Here is a 25729-nt window from a genome sequence, read left to right as displayed (position 1 = left end):
TTAGCAGTTTCTCAGTGAATAAAAATTCACGATTGCAAACGCTGAAGAACCTTGGATCTACCCAAAAGCGGCAATAATGCTGCCATTTCAGGCCCATGATCTAACCCTGTTAATGCCTGACGCAAGGGCATAAAAAGTGCCCTGCCCTTTCGGCCGGTGGCTTTTTTCAATGCGTCGGTCCAGACTTTCCAGCTTGCCTCATCAAATTCACCCTCCGGCAATAATTTAGCAGATTGCCGGACGTAATCCCGGTCTTCAGCTGGAACGGGGTTGAAGGCTTCGTCTTTTTCCAGTCTGCACCACCAATCTTTGGTGTCGTTGACTTTATCGATATTGCCTCTTACCGCATACCAGAATGGTGACGCATCCTTTCCCTTGATTCCCAACTTATCCAGCCGGTCTTTTACTTCGTCAAATTCAAGCGTATGCACAATATGCTTGTTTAGCGTCAACAAATCGGCCGGATCGAATTTTGCAGAAGACTTTGATGCGGATGCAAGATCAAAATGTTGAAGGAGCTCTTGTTGATTCCGGCATGCTGTCACATTTTCCGAAGTACCTATCAAAACGGCGAGCGATTCGACAGCCATAGATTCGAAACCTTCTTCTCGCAACGAACGTATAGACAAATCACCTTTACGCTTTGAGAGCCCCTCACCCGAAATCGTCGTGAGAAGATTGATATGGCCGAATGTCGGTGCTTTCGCACCAAGAGCCTCGAAAATCGCAATTTGTACACCGGTATTGGTGACATGGTCGTCGCCGCGGATAATATGGGTGATTCCCATATCAATATCATCAACTACAGACGGTAATGTATAAAGGTAACTGCCATCCTCGCGAATAAGAATCGGATCCGACATTGAGGCAAGATCAATTGTTTGAGGCCCGCGAACCACATCGTCCCAATGGACATCCGTACGTTTTGTTTTGAACGGATCAGTATCAAAATTGGGAAGCTTGAAGCGCCAATGGGGCTTACGTCCTTCCGCTTCAAAAGCTTTAATTTCCTCCGGCGTAAGTTTTAAAGATTCACGTCCATAAATCGGAGGAAGTTTACGTGACAGCCGAATTTTACGTCGTCTTTCAAGTTCGTCCTGCGTTTCATAACAAGGATAAAGCAGACCTTGTTGTTTCAAATTTTTAACCACGTCATTATAGCGATCAAATCTTTTGGATTGATAATAGATCTCGTCCGGTTTGATCATCAACCAATCAAGATCAACGCCTATTCCATCAATATATTCCTGCTTGGACCGTTCGATATCCGTGTCATCGAAACGTAGAACATATTTGCCTTTTTTTGCTTTTGCAAACAACCAATTGAACAAGGCAATTCTCGTATTTCCGATGTGTATGTAACCTGTTGGTGATGGTGCGAAACGAACTTTTATCATAAATATAACTCAATTTTTATCGCGGAAACGATTGGTAATAGGATAGCGGCGATCACGACCGAAATTCTTGTGACTGATTTTCACACCAGGGGCCGATTGGCGTCTTTTATATTCGGATACATAAAGAAGATGTTCAACCTTTTGGACCAAATCCCTTGGATGTCCACGTTTAACGATCTCTGAAATACTCATCTCTTCATCAACAAGACAACGCAAAATATCATCCAGTACCGGATATGGCGGAAGTGAATCTTCGTCTTTTTGGTTTTCACGCAATTCAGCCGTAGGAGCCTTATCTATGATATTTTGAGGGATAACCGCTGCTTTCGGCCCCAAGCCATTTGCAGGAAAATGATTATTGCGCCAGTTTGAAAGCCCATAAACCTGCATTTTATAGATATCTTTTATCGGATTGAACCCGCCATTCATATCACCGTAAAGCGTAGCGTAGCCGACAGACATTTCGGATTTATTTCCGGTTGTAACAACCATTGCGCCAAATTTGTTGGATATAGCCATCAAAATGGTGCCGCGTGCGCGACTTTGCAAGTTTTCTTCGGTAGTGTCAGCTGCAGTTCCTTGAAAGAGCGGCTTCAAGGCTTGTTCGAACCCTTCGACAGGTTTCGCAATAGGCACCGTGTCATATCGACAGCCAAGCAATTTTGCACATTCTTCCGCATCTTTTATAGACTGAGAAGACGTATAATTATAGGGAAGCATGATAGCATGTACCCGTTCTGGTCCAAGTGCATCCGTTGCGATAGCAGCGCATAAGGCTGAATCGATGCCGCCCGAAAGGCCTAGCACCACGCTTTTAAAACGATTTTTATTGACATAATCGCCAAATCCCAAGACACAAGCCTGATAGTCGGCTGCGGTGTCATGAAGCAACTTTTCTTGCGGACCTGAAACACAAGACCATTTTCCGTTCTGTTTCTGCCAATGGCTGAATGCCAACTCGCTTTGGAAATGTTTCATTTGAAAAGCGGGTGCGCCGTTTGCATTAAGTGCAAAAGATCCACCATCAAAAACAAGTTCATCCTGACCGCCTACTTCATTTGCATAGACAATCGGTAAAGATGATTTCAGCACTTGTTTTTTAACAACTTCATATCTCAATTCCGGTTTTTCACGATCATAAGGAGAACCGTTGGGAACAAGTATAATTTCGGCCCCGTTTTCGGCAAGTCGTGCTGCAACTTCGTCGTCATTCCAGATATCTTCGCAGATTGGCAAACCGATCCTAACCCCGCGAAACTCTACCGGTTTCGGACGAGGCCCCGCCGAAAAAACACGCTTTTCATCAAATTCGTTATAATTCGGAAGATCGAATTTCAAGCATTCCGCAACGATCTTTCCAGCGTCAAGCACAACAGCCGCGTTGTAGATCCAGCCTTTCCGACATATAGGTACACCGACGATAATGCCGCTCCCCGTGGTCGTCGCCATGGCAAGTTTAGCCAATGCATTTTCACAAGCTTCAATGAAAGACGGCTTTAAAACCAGATCTTCCGGAGGATAACCGCTGATAAAAAGCTCGGTGAAAAGCAGAAGATCGGCGCCCTCCACACTAGCCTGTTCATGTGCACGTAAGGCAAGATTCAAATTGCCTTCTATGTCGCCAACAACAGGATTAAATTGTGCCACAGCGAGCGTCAGATCATTTTCTATCAGCTTTTTGGTCATGTTCCTGATTTAACCTGTCACGGTTCTACTTGCAACGTCATATATTAAATGAAAAACAACGTTTTTAAAATGACAGCTATCCATATACATATCGTTAAAACTATAGATAGAAGCACTGCCAATGAGCCTGCATCCTTGGCAATTTTGATATCTTCCCTATAATCTCGAGTAACAGCATTGCAACAAGCTTCGATAGCTGTATTAAGCACTTCTACAATAATAACAAAAAGGATAGATCCGATCAGCAGAAGAAAGCTTCCCCAATCTTTTGTTACGAAAAACGCAACTGGAATAGAAATGACAAAAAAAGCGGCTTCTTGAATAACCGCCTTTTCATGCGTCAATAAATATTCAAGCGCATGAAGGGAATTCAGAAATGCTTTGAATATTCTCTCCATGCGCTCACCATTCAGTTTTAAAAACTGCTTTCACTCTCAATTATGAGTGGAAGCTTGTTTTGTCTCGGCATCCCGTTCTTTTTTCAATAATTCTGCAACAAGAAATGCTAATTCAAGAGCCTGATCGGCATTCAGTCTCGGGTCACAATGTGTATGATAACGGTCAGAGAGGTGATCAGCCGAAATAGCGTGCGCTCCGCCTGTACATTCGGTCACATCGCGACCGGTCATTTCGATATGGATACCACCAGGATATGTTCCTTCAGCATGGTGAACAGCAAAGAAATTTTCAACTTCTTTCAGTATCCGTTCGAACGGACGAGTTTTGTAACCGTTCGCCGTTATTGTGTTCCCATGCATAGGATCACATGACCAAACCACTTTTTTACCTTCGCGTTCGACAGCGCGAATAAGTTGTGGCAAGTGTTCTTCAACTTTATCATACCCGAACCGTGCAATCAGGGTGAGTCTTCCCGGCTCGTTTTCGGGATTAAGAATATCGATCAGCTTCAATAGATCATCAGGGTCAAGTGATGGTCCGCATTTCAGACCGATCGGATTTTTGATGCCCCGACAATATTCGACATGGGCATAATCGGCTTGACGGGTCCGATCTCCAATCCACAGCATATGTCCCGACGTTGCATACCAATCGCCGGATGTTGAATCGACACGGGTCAAAGCCTCTTCGTAGCCAAGAAGAAGTCCTTCATGGCTTGTATAGAATGATGTTTCGCGTAACGAAGGATTTGTTTTGGCTGTTATACCGATCGCCCTCATAAAATCCATGGTTTCGGAAATACGTTGTGCAAGCTTGCTATAGCGTTCACCCTGCGGGCTATTGGCAATAAAGCCCAACATCCATTTGTGAACATTGTCGAGATTGGCATAACCGCCTTGCGCAAAAGCACGCAACAAATTCAATGTTGCAGCCGATTGCCTGTAGACTTCTGACATACGCTGCGGATCGGGCGTACGGGATTCTGCATTGAATTCTATCCCGTTGATAATATCGCCGCGATATGACGGCAGCGTTACGCCATTCTTTGTTTCCGTATCAGAAGACCGCGGCTTTGCAAACTGGCCGGCAATGCGTCCCACTTTCACAACCGGCTTCGAGGCGCCGAATGTCAAAGCAATTGCCATTTGTAAAAAGACACGGAAGAAATCGCGGATATTATCCGCTTCATGTTCTGCGAAGCTTTCCGCACAATCACCGCCCTGCAACAGAAATGCCTTACCTTCTGCAACTTGAGCCAGTTCATGTTTCAGATTACGTGCTTCACCGGCAAATACCAAAGGTGGATAACGGCGCAGTTCGCCCTCGACATGAGCCAACGCGACAGGATCGGGATAGGTCGGTACCTGCTTGATCGGTTTTGATCTCCAAGATGCAGGTGTCCAGTTTTTAGTCATTATTATCTCACTTCACAGTATAAAATATAGTTCCGGTGCTTTGTTCATGCAGAACAATGGTCATTCGGCATGAAATTCACCCAACCGGTTCTGATATAAACAGAAATGCTATTCAAAGCCAAGTTGCTGCTTTCAAACACGACACAATAAATGTGCTTGAAAAATTATACAACTTTCGGCCCATGAATTTCATATTTTAATTCAACTTTTTCCCATTTTCATAGACATAACTCGGCTGATACATGGTGACCAGTTCTTCCGAAGCAGTCGGGTGAAGTGCCATGGTTCTGTCAAACACATCTTTTGTCAATTTGCCTTTCAGCGAAACGCCGAGAAGTTGAGCCATTTCGGCGGCACCGTGACCTAATATGTGCGCCCCCACAACAATCCGGGACTCGCCATCGACAATAAGCTTTGTGAGCATTTTTTCACTGTTTCCCGAAAGCGTATTGCGCATCGGCCTGAAAAGAGCCCGATAGACTTCAACGCGTTGAAATTTCTTTACCGCGTCTTCTTCGGTCACCCCTACCGTGCCAATTTCCGGCTGAGAGAATACAGCCGTTGCAATCAGTTCATGATCAGGTGCAACAGGATTATTTTTGAAGACTGTTTCGATAAAACACATCGCTTCATGGATAGCGACCGGGGTCAATTGTATGCGATCTGTTACATCGCCCACCGCCCAGATATTATCTGCTGTGGTTTTCATAAATTGGTCAACAATAACCGCATGACGGGAATTGCAGTTCACTCCGGCTTCGTCGAGATTTAGCCCTTCAGTATTAGGTGAACGCCCCAAAGCCAACATCACTTTGCCTGCCTTCAATATCTCACCGGAGTTCAGTTTTACACTGAACGCGTCACCTTGTTTTTCCACGCTCTCGATTGTTGAATTATAGATGATGCGGATACCTTTTTCCTGCATGGCATCATTCAACAATTGTCGCAAATCGGCATCAAACTTACGCAAGATAAGATCGCCACGATAAACGAGCGTCGTATTCACACCGAGTCCATGAAAAATATTGGCAAATTCGACTGCAATATACCCCCCGCCAGCAATTACAATCGATTCCGGCAATTCATCAAGATTGAAAGCCTCGTTCGAGCTGATACAGAATTCATGTCCGACGATTTCCGAATGACTCGCAACATGTCCACCTGTTGCGATAAGTATTTTGTCCGCCGTTACATGCTCGCCGGTTTTTTCGATCTTCAATGTGTGTCCGTCAACGAAAACAACGCGGCTTTCAAACACTTTAACATGATTATTATCAAGACCCTTCCGATACAGTCCCTCGAGTCTTGATATTTCCTTGTTTTTTGCGTCCAGAAGTTTTTTCCAATCGAACCGAATCTTATCAACGCTCCAGCCAAATCCTTTGCTATCCTTGAATTCTTCAGAATATTGGGACGCATAAACAAAGAGCTTCTTGGGCACGCAACCGCGAATGACGCAGGTCCCCCCCATTCTGTATTCTTCAGCAATAGCCACTTTTTTCCCGAGGGCACCTGCCAAGCGCGCTGCACGAACGCCACCCGAACCACCACCTATTACAAATAAATCAAAATCATATGATGACACAGGCTGTTCCTTTCGCTTTGAATTCTCAGACACTTATTTTATTTTAACCGTTCAAACTTCAATATGGTGAAAGCCTAACCGAATTTTAAGCCAATAAAACGTGATCCACTTTCAACGATTGAAGGAATACTCGAATTTAAAAATTTTGCAAAAAAAATGGCGGCTCACTATGCCGCCATTTCTAAAAATCACCAAAACGTTATTATTGTGCAGGAACCGGTGCTTTCGGTTTTGCACTTGAAGGCGCTGCCGGTGCGGCCGGAGCAGCATGCTTTTGAGGGCCAACCTTTTGTGCCATTGCTTTACCAACGTTTGTTGCCAGGTCCTGGGCAACTCCCTGACGCCATACATCATAGGCCGAAAGGATATCGCGCGCAGCAACCGGACCTTCTGTCAGCAGTTTTTTACCGGTTTCCGATGAATAGAAAGCGGTAATCTGGTCAAGTTCGGCCTGAGAGAAGTGCTTGGCGTATGCACGTGCAGCTTCTTTTTCAAGATCAGCGCGACGTTTAACCAAGGCCATTGCCTGTTCGTCGACGGTATCAGAAATGACATTCGCAAGATTAGGATCTTTGCGCATCAATTCGTCCTTGAGATCACGAGCCGTACTTGGCAAAAATTCGTCAAATTGGTCGGTTGCGTGGATTGCTGCAATTGCTTTTTGAGCTGATTGCAACTGGGCATCGCTAATATCATCAGCATAGGCCATATTGACGCCCATACTAAAAATTGCGACTGTTCCCAAGGTTGCAGCAAGGCGGCGGATGGAAAATGCCGTGTTCATTCAGTGATTACTCCATAATTGTGGTCAATTATTCTTAGCCCTTTTTGTCGTCAAGAATATACCGATAAAAAGACATTTACTCTAAAAATCCGACGGTTCCAAAACTTTTATTTCACCATTAGCCATAGCAACCACCGATTTCTTTGCCAAATTCAAAAACAAACCGTGTTCGACGACACCCGGTATCGAAAAAAGTGCTTCGGAAAGTCTTTCTGGATCAGAAATGCGGCCAAATGATGCATCAAGAATAAAATGTCCACCATCGGTTACAAAAGTTTTGTCATCTCTTACGCGTAGCTTAATATTTGCCGGAAGCTCAAGACGGTCTGCTACTTTTATAATTGCTTCTTTAGTTGCTTCAAGCCCGAAAGGATTAATCTCGATCGGCAGAGGAAAAGCGCCAAGTGTTTTCACCAACTTCGAGCTGTCGGCAATAACCAACATTTGTGAAGAGGCAAATGCCACAATCTTCTCTCTGAGCAATGCCCCACCACCGCCTTTAATAAGGGCAAGATGAGGGTCGATTTCATCAGCGCCGTCAATATCGAGATCAAGATGAGGTGTTTCATCAAGTGTGGCAACAGGTATTCCAAGGTCACGACACAATTTTTCGGAGCGTTTCGAGGTTGCAACGCCCGTAATGTGCAATCCAGCTTTGACACGCTCTGCTAGAAGACGGATAAATTCATTGGCAGTAGACCCCGTACCAATTCCCAATTTCATCCCGTCTTCGACAAATTCGACAGCTTTCGCTGCGGCGGCTTTTTTTAACTCCAATGAATCCATCGTGATCTGTTTTCCAAGAAAAATGTTCCTACCTCTTACGTGTTGGCTAATAAATTGCAATTGTCATATGCGTAAAAACCGACATTTTTACCAGAATTATAGCTTTATACCCTGATTTTATAGTTGATAAAAAATATCCAGTTTCAGGTTGATTTTTAGTTTAAAGCTTCATATGTTTGTCATGTTTTATATGAGTCGTATGGATTAATTGCATTTGGTTATCGATAATGATTGTTTGTTCGTGTAACGTGATAACTCAATCAGAGATCGAAGACGTTATCAATTCTCTGTTGGAAGAGGATTGTTGGCAATTGATTGTTCCCGGAAAAATTTATAAGGTTCTTGCCAAGCGCGGCAAATGTTGCTGTTGCTTTCCGAATATACTTGAAACCATTATTCGGGTATCGGAAAACTATCACCGCCTACATAATCGGGACGAGGCTGAAATTATCTCCTATCTTGATCGTGTGCGCGCATTGCGATTGAAATATAGGAGAATAGGTCAACATGAAAGGTCACGAAAAGGTCATAGAGCGGCTTAATCAAGCACTCTTTCTGGAACTCGGGGCAGTCAATCAATACTGGATTCATTATCGCCTGACTGAAGATTGGGGATATACGAAACTGGCCAATAAGGAACGTGAGGAATCCATTGAAGAAATGGGACACGTTGACAAGCTCGTAAAACGTATCGTTTTTCTTGAAGGTCACCCCAATCTACAAACGCTTGCACCTTTGCGCATCGGGCAGAATATCAAGGAAGTTCTTGAGTGCGACTTGGCTGGTGAATACGAGGCAAGAGAAGCTTACCGTGTTGCCCGTGAGCTTTGTGCGGAACTTTCCGACCATATTTCGAAAAAATTGTTTGACGAATTGTTGGAAGACGAAGAAGGGCATATCGATTTTCTGGAAACACAACTTGCTCTTCTTAATAAGATCGGCGAAGAAAAATATGGCCAGCTCAACGCCGGATCGGCAGAGCATGCAGAAGCCAAAGAATAACTTTTTATTTCGTGAGCCAGAGCGGGAACCGCAATCCTGCGCTGGCTATTTTATTTTCTAATATTTTGATTTTGTGTATGAATTTAAGTTTCGCAGATATTTTGAAGACAGGTTTTTACCTTTTCATCTAAAGATACCGAGATTCGAAATTTTAAAATATTGACTTCTAACATCTGAAAATACATGCAGGCTGATATTTCATCCGATGAGTAAAAACTCAAGCTGCAATTTGCATTCTTAATATTGAATTCTGCGTGTGAACTTTTGTCGTTTCTCACATGACGCATTGTTAACGGAAATTGAGGCCTTGATTACCTCGTCACGTGAATAAACCTGAACTGCGATTTACAAAATCGCCGCTATGGCATTCGTCGCATTTTATGCGACTTAACACAGGTTCGCATGACCAATCAAAGAGTTATATAGCAAGACACATCAATTGAATTCAATTCGATTTTTTTAAATGCTCATCTTAAAGCTTGCAAATATCTTCGATGTTCATTCCATGGACGTGACGATCCGGATTTTATCGACGATATAATTCTCCCATCCTCGGTTACCAGTATACTTCCCTTCCATGCCAACAGACTTTCATTGATAATTTTTTGTCTCGGATGACAATTGGCTATATGGATATTGGGTGACAACACGATAATATCGCCATCCGGACAAGAAAGATCACCATTCACCTGTTTTTCAATAACAGCTACTTTCAAACCATTGGTCTTTTGCGCCACACAAATGCCGTTATCGCAGAGAAATTGCCCGTCTCTTTGCTGACCGGCTTCGGCAGGGCCGACGATTTGGTCTAATTGATAGGAACGCATCCAGACTGTCGCAGTAAATTGTGTGGGTTTATTATCAGTTATATAAAGTGTTCTATCGCTCACCAATCCGACTGCGCCTTTATCTTCGGAGATAAGCAGAAAAGGCGTTTTTTGAACCGCGATAGAAAATACCCCCATTGAGAAGAAAATTATTGAGCACAGACACCATCTCGTTTTGCAAAATAAGAGGATAACAAGCCCGAGCGAGAAAAAAATCAACGCGATAGGAGGCATCAAGCCAGGATTAATGTCTGGAGAAATAGCGGCAACATCATAAGCAATTTTCTCGACTATTTTGACCCCTGCCCCCATAATTTGCAATGGCCACCATTCGAGACCAAAAGGCATCGCCAATACCGCCACCAAGGCAAAAGGCATGACGGCTATAGACATTACAGGAAATGCCAAAGCATTACTGATAATGCCAAGCGGAGCCGTATTTGAAAAATGGTAGGCAGAAAAAATTCCGCTTGCAAGTCCGGCAACAAGGGAAGCAACTGCCGTCGAGATAACGGGAAACAAAATGACGCGGATAATTCCAGCGCCAAAAAACATCGGTGTAGTTTGCGAATGGGATTTGTGCCTCCTGCTCCACCAACCGAACACAGCTACCAGAGCGGCAGTTGCTGAAAACGACATCTGGAAACTTGGTCCCAACACTTCATGGGGAACCACAACCAAAGTGATAATTGCCGCGATAGCAAGATTACGCATGGTGATTGCTGAACGGTCAAAAATGATTGCAATGAGCATAACGGCAACCATTACAAAACTGCGTTGTGCGGCCACGTCCGAACCGGACAATAAGAGATAGAAGGCAGATACGGCCAATGCAGCTGCGGCAGCGATTTTCTTCGATTGATAAAGTGAAGCTAATGACGGGAATAATGCAAGCATTGTTCGGATAACAATCAACACCATGGCGGCGACCATTGCCATGTGCAAACCGGAAATTGACAATATATGGGATAGTCCTGCCACACGTAACGCATTGTTGGTTTGCGGAAGAATTCCGCCCCTTTGACCGGTAATAAGCGCAGAAGCGATGCTACCTGTTTCCCCGCTTATTGCATCGGTTATTCTTGTCGTCATCGCCAGACGCAGACGCGAAACAGCAAGAGAAAAACGCTCTGTCAACGAAGACGGCTGTTCAACGCGGATTTTTGTGGGTTTCCCAACAAAATATCCTTGTGCACCGATTGATTGAAAATAATTGGCAAAGCTGAAATCATAGCTGTCAGGACGAATTGGCCCCGACGATGCGCGCAATTTTGCTCGGCCTTCGATGCCGTCTCCAGGTTCCAATATGATATTGTTTATCAGGGCGCTCAATTTTACCCGATCCGGAGCGTAATTCAAATGTGGTTTTTCCGTCGACAACAAATCGACAACAAGAACAGATTTCCCTTTTGTTGCTTTTTCAATCGAAACGACGCGGCCTTTGATTGTTGTGGAAATATCGCTGCCAAGCATTGGGGTGGCGGTTCGCCATGTTTCTACCTTTGAACAAAAAGCACCAAGGAAAATACAGGTCACCAAACCTGTCGAATAGAAGACCGGTCTATAATGGCGCGATAAAATAAGAAGACCAGTCATCAAACCGCAATAGGCTGAGATTCTTAAACCGTCCGGTTCATAATCAAGGGTAAAATAAATCACCGCACCAATGGTCATGAAGACGGGGATTAATAAAAACAATAATCCTTGTTCAAACTCGAAAACAAATGACGCGTGGGCGTTAAAAAATACATCGGAGAGTTTTTTGTAAAACCGTTTTATCCCTGTTCTATAAGGATCGATAAATGGTATATCATCCGGCAGACTCACAACATGCCGTTCAAGCGGACTGTAAAGCTGCGCAGCAGACGTCGTCTTGAAATTTCTGGATTGGCTGATCAACCCTTGCGCTTTTGATTTGCTTTCTAATGCATTTCTCTGCTTTATAATTCTATCTGTCCCCGTTGGCATGGCTAGCGCATGAAACTGAGTCTATGCTAATGGTTCGACGCCATGCTGACAATGGAATACTTGTAGAAATCTGGAGACATTATGTCCACGCCCGTAGTTACACGTTTCGCCCCTTCACCAACCGGTTTTCTCCATATCGGGGGGGCACGTACCGCTCTTTTTAACTGGCTTTATGCCAAACACACTGGCGGCAAAATGCTGCTGCGCATTGAAGACACTGATCGCGAAAGATCAACAAAAGCAGCAGTCGATGCCATCATTGACGGATTAAAATGGTTGGGATTGACATGGGATGGTGACCCCATTTCCCAATTTTCACGTGTTGATCGCCACCGTGAGGTTGCGGAAGAACTTGTCAAGAAAGGTCAGGCTTATTATTGCTATGCAACGCCGGAAGAATTGACTGAAATGCGCGAAAAAGCGCGCGCTGAAGGAAAGCCGCCGCGTTATAACGGTATATGGCGCGATCGCGACCCTTCCGAAGCTCCAAAAGGTGTGAAACCGGTTATCCGTATCAAAGCCCCGCAGCAGGGAGAAACGGTTGTTCATGACCGTGTTCAAGGGGATGTTCATTTCCCGAATAAAGATCTGGACGATTTTATTATTCTCCGTTCGGATGGAACCCCCACTTATATGCTTGCCGTTGTCGTCGATGATCATGACATGGGAGTCACCCATGTCATTCGTGGCGATGACCACTTGACCAATGCAGCGCGCCAAACAATCCTTTTCAAGGCTATGGGGTGGGATGTTCCTGTTATGGCCCATATTCCGCTTATCCACGGCGCAGACGGTGCAAAACTTTCAAAGCGGCACGGCGCCCTTGGCGTTGATGCCTATCGGGCTATGGGGTATTTACCTATTGCATTGCGGAATTATCTTGTCCGCCTCGGCTGGAGCCATGGCGACGACGAAATCATGTCGACAGAAGATATGATCTCTTGGTTTGATATTGACGACATCAATAAGGGTGCAGCACGGTTTGATTTTAAAAAGCTTGAAGCGATCAATGGTCAATATATGCGCATGAGCGATGATAAAGAGCTTTTCGACGCAGCACTCTCTATTCTGCCTGAAATTGAAGGTGGCAAAGAAGTTTTAGCAAAACTTGATGAGAAAAATCGTGCTGAATTCCTGAAGGCAATGCCGGAACTGAAAGAGCGCGCAAAAACCCTTGTCGAGCTTATTGATAATGCAGCGTTCATTTTTGCCAAACGGCCATTGAAGCTTGATGAAAAGGCCGCAAATCTTTTGAATGAAGACGGTAAAGCCGTTTTAAAAGCTCTGTATCCGACCCTTGAAAATTGTACCGACTGGAACAAGGAACAGCTTGATAAAATCATCAGACAGTATGCCGAAGATGCCCAACTAAAGCTTGGCAAAGTTGCCCAACCGTTACGCGCGGCATTAACGGGCAGAGCAGTCTCACCCGGTGTTTTTGACGTTCTCGTTATTCTCGGACGTCAAGAGTCGCTCGGGCGAATTCATGACCAGATTGATTGAAAAACGCAGCTGAATAAGCCTGCCTGAGAATTTCGATTAGGTGCCACAGCTTTTTCTGAATAAGCTGTGGCATTTTTTATCAAAAAAGTTTGAATGCCGGCGAACTCTCTTCAACAAGACTGCCTGTCAACCGCAATACTTTCCTGCTTGATCACGTCAGTACGTTTGAATCACACAAGCCTGAATCACACAAGATTGACACCGGTAACGCAAAAATAGACAACTTAACGATTGCAAGACTGTGCTTTTCGGATAATCTGGAAAACAACACAGGCATTGGACATGAGCCGCAGTCATTACCTGTAATGTGAACGCGGTACCTCATCGTTTGTGGGGTGGAGGGTCTGAAAGGGAAGACACATGAAAGATAATAAAGCACATATAACCGTTGATGGTAAAAGCATCGAACTTCCAGTTCGTAAAGGTACTATGGGACCGGATGTCATCGAAATTGCTCCGCTCTATAAAGAAACCGGAACATTCACTTACGATCCCGGTTTTACATCAACAGCTTCTTGTGAATCCAAAATCACCTATATTGATGGTAATGCAGGCGTATTGCTTTACCGTGGCTATCCGATTGACCAGCTCGCCGACCAGGGCGACTTCTTGGAAACCTGTTACCTGCTTCTTTATGGTGAACTTCCGAGTAAAAAACAAAAAGAAGATTTCGACCGTACGGTACGCGAACACACTATGGTTCATGAACAGTTTTCGCGCTTCTTTCATGGTTTTCGTCGTGATTCACACCCGATGGCTGTGATGGTTGCATGCCTTGGTGCGATGTCGGCCTTCTATCATGATTCACTTGATATCTCTGATCCGCGTCAAAGGATGATCGCATCAATCCGGTTGATCTCGAAAGTGCCAACATTGGCTGCAATGGCTTATAAATATTCAATCGGCCAACCGTTTGTATACCCGCGCAACGATTTGGGCTATGCGGCCAACTTCCTGCGCATGTGTTTTGCTGTTCCTTGTGAGGAATATAAAGTTAATCCGGTACTGGCACGCGCCATGGACCGCATCTTCATTCTTCATGCCGACCATGAACAGAACGCTTCGACATCGACTGTTCGTCTTGCCGGTTCTTCGGGTGCCAACCCGTTTGCATGTATCGCCGCAGGCGTTGCCTGTTTATGGGGCCCTGCTCATGGCGGTGCGAACGAAGCCTGCCTGAAAATGCTTCAGGAAATCGGTTCGGTTGATAGAATTCCGGAATTTATTGCCCGCGCCAAGGATAAAAATGATCCTTTCCGCCTGATGGGATTCGGGCACCGCGTCTATAAAAACTATGATCCGCGCGCCAAAATCATGCAGAAAACATGTCATGAAGTTTTGACCGAACTTGGTATCAAAGACGATCCGCTTCTCGACATCGCTATGGAACTCGAACACATCGCTCTTAACGACGAATATTTCATCGAGAAGAAGCTCTATCCGAATGTTGATTTCTATTCCGGCATTACATTGAAAGCTTTGGGATTCCCGACCGATATGTTCACGGTTCTGTTTGCCTTGGCACGCTGCGTCGGCTGGGTTGCTCAATGGAAAGAAATGATCGAGGATCCGGCACAGAAAATTGGCCGTCCGCGTCAGCTTTATACCGGTGCTGCACGCCGCGACTATGTTCCTATCAACGAACGCAAATAGTTTCTAACGAAATAGCCGTTGAGTTAAAAATTAAACGCCCGTCGCAATGTTTTGCGATGGGCGTTTTTTTTGGCGATCAATAATCGCAATCTGAGTAATATAAAAATTGATAAGTAACTATACTTCTATTCGTAAAAACCTCTAAACTCTAAATCGGACGCATGTCGAAAAGTCCTCGATGTCCTTGTCATCAGCCTTGGACGCTGCTCCATCAAAATAAGCATAGAATTCTCGCCACGCGACAGACTATTTTATTGAGCAGTATAGCCGCCATCAATAACCAGTTCCGAACCGGTAACAAAACCCGATTCATCTGAAGCAAGATAAAGAATGCCATAAGCAATATCATCAGGCGTACCCAATTTTCCGATCGGGTGAAGAGCGGTCAAGGCTGCTTTTCTTTCCTCAACGTCGCCACTTTCTTTGGCATTTTCTTCTACCATCGGCGTCCAGATATAACCCGGATGGACGGAATTAACGCGTATGCCGTAACCGGACTTTGCGCAGTGTAATGCTGCAGACTTGGTGAACAATCGAACCCCGCCTTTACTTGCATTATAAGCAGCAAGCGTCGGATCTCCTACCAGGCCTTCGATCGACGACAAATTAATAATCGAACCGCTCTTTTGAGATTTCATTACGCGTATAGCTTCACGGGTGCCAAGAAAAACCGCATCAAGATTGATCGACTGCAGAAACCGCCATTTTTCGAGTGTTTCATCTTCTGCTGAAGCAGAATGCCCGACACCGGCGTTATTTACCAGAATATCTAACCGACCGAAGAGACTGACTGTGTCGTCAACGACCTTTTTCCATTGTTCTTCCTTGGAAACGTCGTGCTTCATATATTTCGCGGTACCGCCGGCTTTTTTGATTGCCTGTTCAACCTTCAAGCCTTGAACTTCATCAAGATCGGTTAAAACAACCTTTGCACCTTCTTTGGCAAGAAGACGTGATGTCGCCTCGCCTAAACCTTTTGCACCACCGGTGACGATTGCAACTTTGTCTTTCACCCGCATGATTATTCTCCTCATAGCCATCCATAACTTGTTATTTTATTTCAAATAACAGCACTTAATATTTATCAGAAGAAGTGATTATCTTACAATTGTTAATTGTTCTGCTGCACGGGTAATTGCCGTGTAGAGCCAACGTTCGCGTGTATCACGAAAGGCAAAACTTTCGTCAAACAATACAACATTATCCCATTGAGAACCTTGGGCTTTATGAACGGTCAATGCATAGCCATAGTCAAAATCATCATAACGGCGCTTCATTTGCCATGATATTTCGCTTTCAGGATCATCAAAAACCGCTTTCAACAACTTTATCTTTGCAACACCACGATCGTCATCTTCCGGAGTTACGAGCAAACTGATTCCGGGTTTTACAGTTTCCTTGGATGCAGTCATCACTTTCCACAACGACCCGTTCAACAGGCCTTTTGCAGGATCATTGCGCAAGCAGACAAGTTTATCGCCCGATTGAGGATAGTCAGCTGTAAATCCTTTAAGCTCCCGTAGCCTTTTATTATAAAGGCGCCGTGTTCTGTTGATGCCCACGAGAACCTGATCAGCTTCGAGAACCAGCTTCTGGTCAACCTGTTTTCTTGTTATGACTTTGGCCGCACCATAATCGCCATAATCAATATCGCGCCCTTCACGAACATCCATTGCAAGACGGATAATCGGATTATCCCGCGCCTGACGATGAATTTCCGTCAAAAGAAAATCCGGTTCATGTTCGGTAAAAAATCCTCCCCCTGATATCGGCGGCAATTGCCCCGGGTCGCCCAACACAAGAATCGGAGTTCCAAAACTCATGAGATCGCGCCCGAGTTGTTCATCGACCATTGAACATTCATCAATGACCACAAGTTTTGCCTGCGCAATCGGACTTTGGCGATTGAGTGAAAACATCGGCGCCATTGATGTTTTTCCCGTATTTTCGTCGGCAACTTCTTCTTCACCCCTTGGGCGATATATCAAAGAGTGAATAGTTCGCGCATTACTTGCGCCTTTCGAGCGTAACACCTGCGCCGCTTTACCGGTGAAAGCAGCAAATTGAACCGTGCCGTCAACGCTTTCAGCAAAATAGCGTGCCAAGGTCGTTTTCCCCGTGCCCGCATAGCCAAACAAACGAAAAACTTGAGACTGACCATTTTTAAGCCACGTTGCTACGCTGGTCAGTGCTTTATCTTGTTGTGGTGAGAATTGCATAATTTATCCAAACAGGATTCGACGGTTCAGAGCAAGTCCATTATAGTCCTTTTAAAAACAAAGCTCGTGTTTTTAGGGAGGAAGACATGTCCTATACCGATTTTTGTCATCGTTTCAATATCAACATGCCGCTTATTCAAGCTCCCATGGCCGGAGTTTCTACGCCCGAGCTTGCCGCAGAAGTCTGCAACAATGGTGCAATCGGCTCTCTGGGCTTGGGCGCATCCTCGCCAGAGACTGCATCTCATGCAATCGAAGCATTGAAAAAAGTAACCAAGCGACCTTTTAATATCAATTTTTTTTGCCATAAGCCTATTAAACCCGACAAACAAATTGATGACGCTTGGCTCTTGAAGTTAGGCCCCCTATTCCACCGTTTCGATGCCGAGCCACCTCGAAACTTAAGGGAAATTTATAGCAGCTTTTATATGAACGACGAACTGTTTCAGCTCGTTATAAAAGAAAAACCGGCAATCGTCAGTTTCCATTTTGGACTTCCTGAACCGGATAAAATCTCGGCAATGAAGCAAGCCGGAATATATCTCATAGCAACAGCAACCAATCTTGATGAAGCTGTCGCAATTAAAAAAGCCGGTTTTGATGCAATTATCGCCCAAGGATATGAAGCCGGCGGGCACCGCGGGGTGTTTGATGAAAATTTAGCGGACTCGGGTCTTTCGCTCAAACAACTTTTAAAGATAATTTTGGAAAATCTTTCTATCCCTGTCATTGCAGCCGGGGGATTAATGGATGGCCAGGATATTGCAGAATGCATCAGAGCAGGTGCAAGCGCCGTGCAAATGGGAACAGCTTTTATTGCTTGCCCCCAATCACAAGCAGATAAAGGGTACAAACAAACTCTCGTCAGTCAATCCGCATATCATACCGTCATGACCCGTACTTTCTCGGGACGGCCAGCGCGTGCACTTTATAATTCTTTTGTCGATTTTACCCGACATCTGCCGGATAAAGACGTGCCTCCATATCCTTATGCCTATGACGCGGCAAAACAAATTGCCGGTCTTGCCAAAGAAAAACACGACTTCGGATTCGGTGCCTATTGGGCAGGACAAGGTGCTCCTTTTTCCCGACCGATGGACGCAAAGAAATTACTTGCTTGCCTCAGAAAAGAATTTCGTCAGGCTATGCAATTGTCATAAAGATCACGTTTTAAAAAACAAAAAAGGCCGCCACCTTGCGGTAGCGACCTTAAATTTCATTTATCGGTTGGCTTTTCGTTATCACATACCTTCCGGACCACGGTTCATAGCCGAAACACCGGTACGGCATATTTCAACCAATCCCAAGGGTTCCATAATCGAGATAAATTGATCAACCTTTGCGGAACGGCCGGTAATTTCGAAAATAAAATGTTCAACTGTCGCATCAATCACCTTGGCATGAAAGGCTTCGGCCAAACGCAAAGCTTCCACACGATCGGCACCTTCTCCCGCCACTTTGATAAGCGCCAATTCCCGCTCGATAGGCCCGTCTTGCCCCTGTTCGCGTGCACGAACAGTCAAATCGACCACACGATGAACCGGTATAATGCGCTCCAATTGATGACGAATTTGGTTAAGGACCTGCGGCGTTGCCCGTGTCACAACCGTAATACGAGAGAGCTTCTCTGCGTGTTCCGTTTCGGAAACTGTCAAGCTTTCAATATTATAGCCGCGTCCCGAAAACATCCCGATAACACGGGCAAGCACGCCCGGTTCGTTATCAACGAGAACTGCAAGCATATGCGTTTCCATCGGGTCATTATTCGGCTCGATAAAATAAGCCGAGCCAAAACTTAAATTCTGTGCGTTCATCATCTTATCCCTTATACGAGCGAGCGACCTTTTGCATCAATGGCATTCTGAATTGATTCATCATTGGCTTCATCAGGAAGAAGCATATCGTTATGGGCCCTACCCGATGGAATCATCGGGAAACAATTTTCCTGCTTGGCAACCACACAGTCGAAGAAAACCGGCTTATCGCATTCAAGCATTTCTTTGATTTTCCCATCAAGTTCTTCCGGTTTTGAACATCTGATACCGACGGCTCCATAAGCCTCGGCGAGTTTCACAAAATCCGGCATGGCATCCGTGTAGGAATTCGACAACCTGTTTCCATGGAGAAGTTGCTGCCATTGACGCACCATTCCCATATAATGGTTGTTCAGTATGAACACTTTGACGGGTGTTTTATGTTGCATTGCCGTTGCCAATTCCTGAATGTTCATCTGAATTGACGCATCGCCCGCAACACAAACAACCAATGCGTCGGGGTGGGCAATTTGCACACCGATCGAAGCGGGAAAACCGTAACCCATAGTACCAGATCCACCGGATGTCATGAAGTGGCGGGGTTCCTCAAAACCATAATACTGCGCTGTCCACATCTGGTGTTGGCCAACTTCTGTAGTGATATATGCCTTCTTGTCTTTTGTCAGTTCATAAAGCCGCTTTATCGCATATTGCGGCATGATGACATCGGACCTGTGCTTATAAGCCAGGCAATTGCGTGCCCTCCAGTGGTTGATTTCATCCCACCATGCTTTTCTTGCCTGTTCGTCTGGCACCGGCTTTACAGCACGCAAACCGATTACCATATTTTCCAGAACATGTGCGACATCACCAACAATCGGCACTTCGACCTGCACGGTTTTGTTGATTGATGAAGGATCGATATCAATATGAATAATCCTTGCATTTGGTGCAAAAGCATCAAGACGACCGGTAATACGGTCATCAAAACGTGCACCGATTGCCAACATTACATCGCAATCATGCATTGTCATATTGGCTTCATAGGTTCCGTGCATGCCAAGCATGCCAAGCCAGTTCTTTCCTGATGCAGGATAGGCTCCCAGCCCCATAAGCGTTGATGTAATAGGGAAATCTCCAAGAGCAACAAGCTCACGGAGAAATTTTACAGCATCATTTCCTGAAGAAATAACCCCGCCACCGGTATAGATAACCGGCTTCTTCGCTTCAGCAAGCAACGATACGGCGTATTCAATTGCTTTTCTATTTCCATCAAGCTGAGGACGATAGCTCTGACGTGGCATAGAACGCGGTGCGGTATAAATTCCCGATGCAAATTGAACATCCTTCGGAATATCAATGAGAACCGGTCCAGGCCGTCCCGTTTGGGCAATATAGAAAGCTTCATGAATGATGCGGGCAAGGTCGTTTACGTCTTTTACCAACCAGTTATGTTTCGTGCACGGGCGAGTAATTCCGACAGTGTCGGCTTCCTGAAAACCATCTGTACCGATCAGCGTTGTGGGCACTTGCCCCGAAAAACAGACAAGCGGAATAGAATCCATCAAAGCATCTTGCAATGCCGTAACGGTATTTGTAGCGCCCGGACCGGAAGTCACCAACATAACACCGACTCTACCGGTACTGCGGGCGTAGCCCTCTGCTGCATGACCAGCGGCTTGTTCATGGCGAACAAGAATATGTCTAAATGAATTTTGCTGATAAATCTCGTCGAAAATCGGAAGAACGGCTCCGCCCGGATAGCCGAAAACATGCTTGACGCCTTGATCAATAAGCGCTTGCACTACTATTTCCGCACCAGACATTGCTTTTCCATCGAAACTGTCTTTTGGTTTTGGTTCTTCTTTCATTTTTCCTACTCGTCGACTGCATTCAATAAGGTAATAAAAAAGGCCCCCGAGGGAGCCTGTTTCGCGTATGAGTGGCTATTAGCCGAATGGTTATACCATTTGCCCCATACGCGTTCGCACTACTAGAATAATCTGTTTCATGGCGGCAACATTATTATGCTGAAGAGACATCGTCAATCCAAAAATTTTAAAATTCAATGAGAAAAGTTTAGAATTGTAACTTTGAAATATTGATCAAGATACTTCGAACGCAAATTTGTAAAACTCAAAACCGTAACGAAATAGAAAGCCGTCACCCCGATCCGACAATTCGCTCCAAACGCCGTTTTAGACATTGGAACATTTCGGTGCTTTGCAGTAGTCGTGGATTTTCTTGCCCACTACATTCGGAAACCTATGTGAGAAAAGTTCGGGTTCTTTTGTTTTAATCAAATCTTTTAATGTTCGCCGGTTTATCGCCCGCATTCATTCAAGACAATAACCAATAATTCAACGATCATGCCCAAGAAAACACTGATGCCTGCAAAATTGACATTTGCGAAAATCAAATTCCGGCCTCACCCCATCATCAATCATGCATCATTCGTGACAAGGGCATAATAGCTTATGAAGAGCCTTAAGAATGATGAAGCTCATGATCTCTTTTGCGCCACAAACAATTGCCCGTGTACAGGTTCTCCCTGCTCGGCGCGAACAACAATGTTATTAACGCTCACGCATTCCATACCGTTTTTTACCAGTTCTTTTCTGATGTAATTTTCATGATGTGCAAAACGTTGGTGCGGTCCTACTTTGTAGTCGCTCCCGTCAAAGGCTCTGTCAGTGAGTGTTTCTGTCGAAAAGCCGAAAATGCCTTTGGGGGCAAGGCGGTGGGATAGTTTGTCAAAAAACACATTGATATCGCCCATATAAGGCAGAACATCGGTTGCAATAATCAAATTCCACTCTTCATTAGAACGTGTAACAAATTCTACGGCATCGCCCACAAACAAATGCTGGTAATCGCCCTTTTCATGGGCAATCTCTATCATATTCTCGGAAAGATCGACACCCGTCTTGTCGCTTGTCAAGTCATCAAGGGCATCTGCTGAAAGACCAGTACCGCAGCCTAAATCAAGCATCTTCTCATAAGTCACATCAGGAAAAACTTTTAAAAGCTGGTCGCGTAACTGCAACGGAACATCATAGCCCAGTTGATCAATGAGAATATAATCGAACATATCGGCGTTCTGATCAAACAAGGTTGCCACATAAGCTTTGGAAGCAGTTTTCGGCGTTTCACCGCGATTGATAGAGGCAAGCCTTATTTTTATACCGCCAAAGTCGTCAGGATCTGCTTCGAGTGCCTGCCGATAAGCTTCGGCAGCCTCATCGAACTTGCCTTCCTTTTCGAGTGACAATCCTAGATTATAGAACTGTTCCAACTTGGCTTTATTCGTCTTCGCCACTTTGTTTTCTTCTTTCTGATAAATGACGGGCAATAATCGTACATACCATCAATTGTATTTGGTGAAACAACATAAGTGGCAACACGATTGCACCAATTGCACCACCCGAGCCAGCAAAAATTGCATTTGCCATCGGTGCACCGCTTGCAAGGCTTTTTTTCGAACCGCAAAACATAATTGTTATGCAGTCTTTTTCATTGAAACCCAAAAGCTTTGATCCATACCATGTTACAGCGAGCACAATTGCAAGCAGAACCACATCAATCACAATCATCACAATCAGGTCATGCCAGCTTGTAGTATGCCACAACCCGCTAGTCGTGGCCTCGCTGAATGCGAGATAAACGACCAGAATGATTGATCCCCGATCAACAATAGAGGTTAAAGCTTTGTGGCGGATTATAAAATTTCCTATAAAGCGCTGGCATAATTGACCGAGAACAAACGGAATAAGCAACTGCACAAGAATGCTTTCGAACGCAGTCGCTGATATGACTGCTTTACCGCCTCCTGTGGAAAATAATAGCCCAACAAGGAGCGGCGTTAAAAACATGCCAAAAATATTGGATGCAGAGGCCGAGACAATTGCGGCAGGTATATTACCAGAAGCAATAGACGTAAACGCAATCGATGATTGTACGGTTGATGGCAAAACACACAAATAGAGAATGCCTGCATAGAATGCGGATTCTTTTAATCCCGGAACAATAGCACCTGCAAGGACACCCAGAACCGGGAACAGAACAAAGGTTGCGAGAAACACTGTCAAATGCAGTCGCCAGTGAACAATACCGGCAACCACCGCCTGCCAAGGCAATTTTGCACCGTGCAAAAAGAACAATAACCCGACAAATATCTGCGTAAGCAAAGAAAACCACTCTGCCGCTTTGCCGGATATAGGAGCGACGCTTGCAATGATAATTGCAATGATGAGCGCACATAAAAACTTATCTGGCAAAAACTTCATCGTCGTTATTCTTCTTCAGGAGTTTAAAAGAAACAATCCGGCTAAAATGCAGGAATTTACACTATCATTATAATTGTTCAGGCAATGAAAGGTGGGTAAGACTATTTTTAAATCTCCGGGCATTGGCATAATAATGGGCAGCAGATTTATTGATGTTCCCGACTTCCTCATCACTCACTTTTCTGACAAAACGGGCAGGATTTCCAAGAAGGAGTGACCGGCTCGGAAATTGTTTTCCTTGTGTTACCACCGCACCGGCACCAACGATAGATTCTTCTCCTATCATAGCATGGTTCATGATAATGGCTCCCATTCCTATCAAAGTGGTGTTGCCAATAGTGCAACCGTGAAGGATAACCCTGTGCCCGATAGTGCAATTTTTGCCAATAGAGACATCAATGCCGGCATCTGTATGAACAACGGTCATATCCTGAATATTCGTGCCCTCACCAATAGTGATCATTTCATTGTCCCCGCGCAAAACGCTTCCGAACCAAACACTCGAACGCGGTTTCAAGGTCACTTTCCCAATAATTTCAGCACTCTCTGCAACCCAGATTTCGGCTGTATCTTCAATAACGGGATCAATACCATCAAGTCGATAAAAAGCCATTCCCGTTCCACTCCGCAGTTAGATATCTGTTAATCGTGATGTTTTGTCTTGATGATATTATCGAAGCGGTCGTTCGCCTGACCGGTCAAGTTTGCCGAAACAATAACCGAACCGTCATCTTTTGACGCCTTGTTGATGACCTCACCATTTTTATAAAGCCAATCAAGAAGCCCGTATTCATCCGGCTTAAGAGTTATCTGACGTTTGACCATTTCGCCGGATATTTGTTTTTCAATAATTCCTAGAAGTTTATCAACGCCCTCACCGGTCAAAGCAGAAACCGCGACCACCGGATTAAGAGAAGCACGAGCTGAATCGTGTAAGGCAACAAGCGAAACGTCATCAAGCAAATCGACCTTGTTCCAAACCTCAATGATATGATCCGGATCGTCAACATTCACTCCGAGACTTGATAAAATGTTCAATACATCCTGCGCATGGGCATGGTTTTCTGCGTCCGACATATCCCGAACATGAAGAATGATATCCGCCTCGACAACCTCTTCCAGAGTTGCTCTGAACGCCGCGACCAAATGAGTTGGGAGATCGGAAATAAAACCTACTGTATCCGACAACATAACCGTTTGCCCACGTGGCAAAACGATCTTGCGCAGTGTCGGATCGAGTGTTGCAAACAGCATGTCTTTTGCAAGCACGTCTGCACCTGTCAAACGGTTGAATAATGTTGATTTACCGGCATTTGTATAGCCAACAAGTGCAATAACCGGATAAGGGACCTTTTTCCTTTTTGCCCTGTGGAGAGCTCTCGTTCTCACCACCGTTTCCAGTTCACGTTTGATGCGGACAATTTTCGCCTGTAAAATACGCCTATCGGCTTCTATCTGGGTTTCACCCGGTCCGCCGAGAAAGCCGCTACCGCCACGTTGTCTTTCCAAGTGTGTCCAGCTTCTGACCAGTCTACCTTTTTGATAATTGAGATGCGCAAGCTCGACCTGAAGGACACCTTCTTTTGTCCTTGCTCTATCGCCAAAAATCTCGAGTATGAGCGCTGTACGATCAATAACTTTGCAGCTCCAGGCTTTTTCAAGATTTCTTTGCTGAATTGGCGTTACAGATGAATCAATGATCGCAAGATCAATCTTCTCATCCGCTATAATCTTGCCGATTTCTTCAACTTTGCCCTGACCTAACAGCGTTGCCGGACGCGGCTTCTCGATATTGACCGATAATTTTTCAATAACATCCAACCGGATAGCTTCAGCAAGTCCTACAGCTTCTTCGATCCGCGAACGGGATGATGCCTCGTAATTCTTTTGCGAGCTCTCCCTGTCATAAATAATAGGAACAATTACGATTGCTCGTGTTTTAACTGTCTGTCTCGAAATCAGTTTATGAGCCTTGTCATCATCGTCCATCATGGCAAACAAACCGTGAAGCTAAACAGTAAAGGACAACGACCTGATCTCTCCGCTCTTTCCCCGGCAAAAACTCTTTTCCAACAGCAAATACCTTTGTCGAGCAAAATCATTCGTCGTCTGTCTCGATATCCTCTTCATCATCCAACATTTGCACCGGCTGGCTTGGCATTATGGTTGATATTGCATGTTTATAAACCAATTGGGAGTGCCCGTCTCGCCGGAGTAAAACACAAAAATTGTCAAATGATGTTACAATACCGGTAAGCTTGACCCCGTTTACCAAAAAGATTGTCAGAGAAATTTTCTGTTTACGTACTGCATTCAGAAAGAGATCCTGCAGATGCTGCGATCGTTCTGTCATTGTTCTTATACCTATATTTCGAACCGCATAAAATTCTGTTCTGTCCATATCGAACAAAAAACTATCGATTGTCAATGTGTAACTACCAGCGCACCCACAGCTTTAAGTAGCG

Annotated in this window: 22 protein-coding genes; 5 read left to right on the top strand and 17 right to left on the bottom strand. The window is 44.9% G+C overall.

From position 1 onward, the window contains the following. Positions 1–26 precede the first annotated feature (26 nt). From gltX (H3V14_RS08640) to rpiA, 7 genes are all read right to left on the bottom strand, one after another. On the bottom strand, positions 27–1397 hold the full coding sequence (gene gltX / locus H3V14_RS08640) for a glutamate--tRNA ligase (RefSeq protein WP_198228006.1): 1371 nt from the start codon (positions 1395–1397) through the stop codon (positions 27–29). A gap of 9 nt (positions 1398–1406) precedes the next feature. Then, positions 1407–3083, bottom strand: coding sequence for an NAD+ synthase (locus H3V14_RS08635; RefSeq protein WP_198228004.1), 1677 nt, complete (start codon positions 3081–3083; stop codon positions 1407–1409). 44 nt (positions 3084–3127) lie between these two features. After that, on the bottom strand, positions 3128–3481 hold the full coding sequence (locus H3V14_RS08630) for a diacylglycerol kinase (protein ID WP_075914399.1): 354 nt from the start codon (positions 3479–3481) through the stop codon (positions 3128–3130). Positions 3482–3517: 36 nt separating this feature from the next. Continuing rightward, positions 3518–4897, bottom strand: coding sequence for a class II 3-deoxy-7-phosphoheptulonate synthase (locus H3V14_RS08625; protein WP_075914398.1), 1380 nt, complete (start codon positions 4895–4897; stop codon positions 3518–3520). Positions 4898–5093: 196 nt separating this feature from the next. Then, positions 5094–6482 carry a glutathione-disulfide reductase gene (gor, locus tag H3V14_RS08620; RefSeq protein WP_198228002.1) on the bottom strand — a complete coding sequence of 463 codons (1389 nt, stop codon included), beginning with the start codon at positions 6480–6482 and terminating at the stop codon, positions 5094–5096. 202 nt (positions 6483–6684) lie between these two features. Beyond that, positions 6685–7266, bottom strand: coding sequence for a DUF2059 domain-containing protein (locus H3V14_RS08615; protein ID WP_075870745.1), 582 nt, complete (start codon positions 7264–7266; stop codon positions 6685–6687). A gap of 81 nt (positions 7267–7347) precedes the next feature. Then, positions 7348–8052: a ribose-5-phosphate isomerase RpiA gene (rpiA, locus tag H3V14_RS08610; RefSeq protein WP_075870746.1), complete on the bottom strand. Its 705-nt coding sequence runs from the start codon at positions 8050–8052 to the stop codon at positions 7348–7350. A gap of 227 nt (positions 8053–8279) precedes the next feature. Between rpiA and H3V14_RS08605 the strand changes: the two genes are divergently transcribed. After that, positions 8280–8594 (top strand): (2Fe-2S)-binding protein, encoded by a 315-nt coding sequence (locus H3V14_RS08605; RefSeq protein ID WP_075870747.1) that lies wholly within the window; start codon positions 8280–8282, stop codon positions 8592–8594. Next, positions 8560–9054 (top strand): bacterioferritin, encoded by a 495-nt coding sequence (gene bfr, locus H3V14_RS08600; protein ID WP_075870748.1) that lies wholly within the window; start codon positions 8560–8562, stop codon positions 9052–9054. Before H3V14_RS08605 ends, bfr begins: the two co-directional genes overlap by 35 nt. A gap of 467 nt (positions 9055–9521) precedes the next feature. On the opposite strand, the gene H3V14_RS08595 is transcribed toward bfr, so the two are convergent. Continuing rightward, positions 9522–11849 carry a ComEC/Rec2 family competence protein gene (locus H3V14_RS08595; protein ID WP_198228000.1) on the bottom strand — a complete coding sequence of 776 codons (2328 nt, stop codon included), beginning with the start codon at positions 11847–11849 and terminating at the stop codon, positions 9522–9524. A gap of 81 nt (positions 11850–11930) precedes the next feature. Here H3V14_RS08595 and gltX (H3V14_RS08590) point away from each other — a divergent pair, with 81 nt between their 5' ends. Both gltX (H3V14_RS08590) and gltA read left to right on the top strand, forming a co-directional pair. Continuing rightward, the gene (gene gltX, locus H3V14_RS08590; RefSeq protein WP_198227998.1) at positions 11931–13352 is read left to right on the top strand and encodes a glutamate--tRNA ligase; all 1422 of its coding nucleotides are present in this window, start codon (positions 11931–11933) and stop codon (positions 13350–13352) included. A gap of 360 nt (positions 13353–13712) precedes the next feature. Beyond that, entirely contained in the window at positions 13713–15005 is a 1293-nt protein-coding gene (gene gltA / locus H3V14_RS08585) for a citrate synthase (protein ID WP_075914393.1), read from the top strand. A 251-nt stretch (positions 15006–15256) separates the two neighbouring features. Here gltA and H3V14_RS08580 read toward each other — a convergent pair whose 3' ends face one another. After that, a complete protein-coding gene (locus H3V14_RS08580; protein ID WP_246785124.1) occupies positions 15257–16024 on the bottom strand; it encodes a glucose 1-dehydrogenase in 768 nt (255 codons plus the stop codon). 78 nt (positions 16025–16102) lie between these two features. Beyond that, entirely contained in the window at positions 16103–17224 is a 1122-nt protein-coding gene (locus tag H3V14_RS08575) for an ATP-dependent RecD-like DNA helicase (protein WP_075870752.1), read from the bottom strand. Positions 17225–17310: 86 nt separating this feature from the next. On the opposite strand from H3V14_RS08575, the gene H3V14_RS08570 reads away from it, so the two are divergent. Next, on the top strand, positions 17311–18384 hold the full coding sequence (locus tag H3V14_RS08570; RefSeq protein WP_198227996.1) for a nitronate monooxygenase family protein: 1074 nt from the start codon (positions 17311–17313) through the stop codon (positions 18382–18384). Positions 18385–18465: 81 nt separating this feature from the next. On the opposite strand, the gene ilvN is transcribed toward H3V14_RS08570, so the two are convergent. The 7 genes from ilvN to hfq form a co-directional block, all read right to left on the bottom strand. Then, the gene (ilvN, locus tag H3V14_RS08565) at positions 18466–19038 is read right to left on the bottom strand and encodes an acetolactate synthase small subunit (RefSeq protein WP_075870886.1); all 573 of its coding nucleotides are present in this window, start codon (positions 19036–19038) and stop codon (positions 18466–18468) included. A gap of 11 nt (positions 19039–19049) precedes the next feature. Next, complete coding sequence (locus tag H3V14_RS08560; RefSeq protein ID WP_198227994.1) at positions 19050–20849, bottom strand: acetolactate synthase 3 large subunit; 1800 nt, start codon at positions 20847–20849, stop codon at positions 19050–19052. 632 nt (positions 20850–21481) lie between these two features. After that, complete coding sequence (locus H3V14_RS08555; RefSeq protein ID WP_198227992.1) at positions 21482–22297, bottom strand: methyltransferase domain-containing protein; 816 nt, start codon at positions 22295–22297, stop codon at positions 21482–21484. After that, positions 22281–23264, bottom strand: coding sequence for a bile acid:sodium symporter family protein (locus H3V14_RS08550; RefSeq protein WP_075870755.1), 984 nt, complete (start codon positions 23262–23264; stop codon positions 22281–22283). Before H3V14_RS08550 ends, H3V14_RS08555 begins: the two co-directional genes overlap by 17 nt. A gap of 67 nt (positions 23265–23331) precedes the next feature. Further along, positions 23332–23877 (bottom strand): gamma carbonic anhydrase family protein, encoded by a 546-nt coding sequence (locus H3V14_RS08545; protein WP_075870756.1) that lies wholly within the window; start codon positions 23875–23877, stop codon positions 23332–23334. A 29-nt stretch (positions 23878–23906) separates the two neighbouring features. Next, positions 23907–25256 carry a GTPase HflX gene (hflX, locus tag H3V14_RS08540; RefSeq protein WP_198227990.1) on the bottom strand — a complete coding sequence of 450 codons (1350 nt, stop codon included), beginning with the start codon at positions 25254–25256 and terminating at the stop codon, positions 23907–23909. 106 nt (positions 25257–25362) lie between these two features. After that, on the bottom strand, positions 25363–25617 hold the full coding sequence (gene hfq, locus H3V14_RS08535) for an RNA chaperone Hfq (RefSeq protein ID WP_075870888.1): 255 nt from the start codon (positions 25615–25617) through the stop codon (positions 25363–25365). Between the last annotated feature and the right edge of the window lie 112 nt (positions 25618–25729).

Origin of the sequence: Bartonella sp. W8151 (assembly GCF_016100385.1) — a bacterium.
GTDB classification, from domain to species: domain Bacteria; phylum Pseudomonadota; class Alphaproteobacteria; order Rhizobiales; family Rhizobiaceae; genus Bartonella; species Bartonella apis.
This window is presented reverse-complemented; position numbering and strand designations above follow the sequence as displayed.

Bases quoted from the DNA above. Each gene is read 5' to 3' on its own strand.
- gltA (WP_075914393.1), top strand. From the start codon at position 13,713: ATGAAAGATAATAAAGCACATATAACCGTTGATGGTAAAAGCATCGAA.
- H3V14_RS08605 (WP_075870747.1), top strand. From the start codon at position 8,280: ATGATTGTTTGTTCGTGTAACGTGATAACTCAATCAGAGATCGAAGAC.
- H3V14_RS08595 (WP_198228000.1), bottom strand. From the start codon at position 11,849: ATGCCAACGGGGACAGATAGAATTATAAAGCAGAGAAATGCATTAGAA.
- gltX (WP_198227998.1), top strand. From the start codon at position 11,931: ATGTCCACGCCCGTAGTTACACGTTTCGCCCCTTCACCAACCGGTTTT.
- H3V14_RS08625 (WP_075914398.1), bottom strand. From the start codon at position 4,897: ATGACTAAAAACTGGACACCTGCATCTTGGAGATCAAAACCGATCAAG.
- H3V14_RS08635 (WP_198228004.1), bottom strand. From the start codon at position 3,083: ATGACCAAAAAGCTGATAGAAAATGATCTGACGCTCGCTGTGGCACAA.
- H3V14_RS08570 (WP_198227996.1), top strand. From the start codon at position 17,311: ATGTCCTATACCGATTTTTGTCATCGTTTCAATATCAACATGCCGCTT.
- hflX (WP_198227990.1), bottom strand. From the start codon at position 25,256: ATGATGGACGATGATGACAAGGCTCATAAACTGATTTCGAGACAGACA.
- ilvN (WP_075870886.1), bottom strand. From the start codon at position 19,038: ATGAACGCACAGAATTTAAGTTTTGGCTCGGCTTATTTTATCGAGCCG.
- gltX (WP_198228006.1), bottom strand. From the start codon at position 1,397: ATGATAAAAGTTCGTTTCGCACCATCACCAACAGGTTACATACACATC.
- H3V14_RS08545 (WP_075870756.1), bottom strand. From the start codon at position 23,877: ATGGCTTTTTATCGACTTGATGGTATTGATCCCGTTATTGAAGATACA.
- H3V14_RS08630 (WP_075914399.1), bottom strand. From the start codon at position 3,481: ATGGAGAGAATATTCAAAGCATTTCTGAATTCCCTTCATGCGCTTGAA.
- H3V14_RS08580 (WP_246785124.1), bottom strand. From the start codon at position 16,024: ATGCGGGTGAAAGACAAAGTTGCAATCGTCACCGGTGGTGCAAAAGGT.
- H3V14_RS08550 (WP_075870755.1), bottom strand. From the start codon at position 23,264: ATGAAGTTTTTGCCAGATAAGTTTTTATGTGCGCTCATCATTGCAATT.
- H3V14_RS08575 (WP_075870752.1), bottom strand. From the start codon at position 17,224: ATGCAATTCTCACCACAACAAGATAAAGCACTGACCAGCGTAGCAACG.
- bfr (WP_075870748.1), top strand. From the start codon at position 8,560: ATGAAAGGTCACGAAAAGGTCATAGAGCGGCTTAATCAAGCACTCTTT.
- rpiA (WP_075870746.1), bottom strand. From the start codon at position 8,052: ATGGATTCATTGGAGTTAAAAAAAGCCGCCGCAGCGAAAGCTGTCGAA.
- hfq (WP_075870888.1), bottom strand. From the start codon at position 25,617: ATGACAGAACGATCGCAGCATCTGCAGGATCTCTTTCTGAATGCAGTA.
- H3V14_RS08560 (WP_198227994.1), bottom strand. From the start codon at position 20,849: ATGAAAGAAGAACCAAAACCAAAAGACAGTTTCGATGGAAAAGCAATG.
- H3V14_RS08615 (WP_075870745.1), bottom strand. From the start codon at position 7,266: ATGAACACGGCATTTTCCATCCGCCGCCTTGCTGCAACCTTGGGAACA.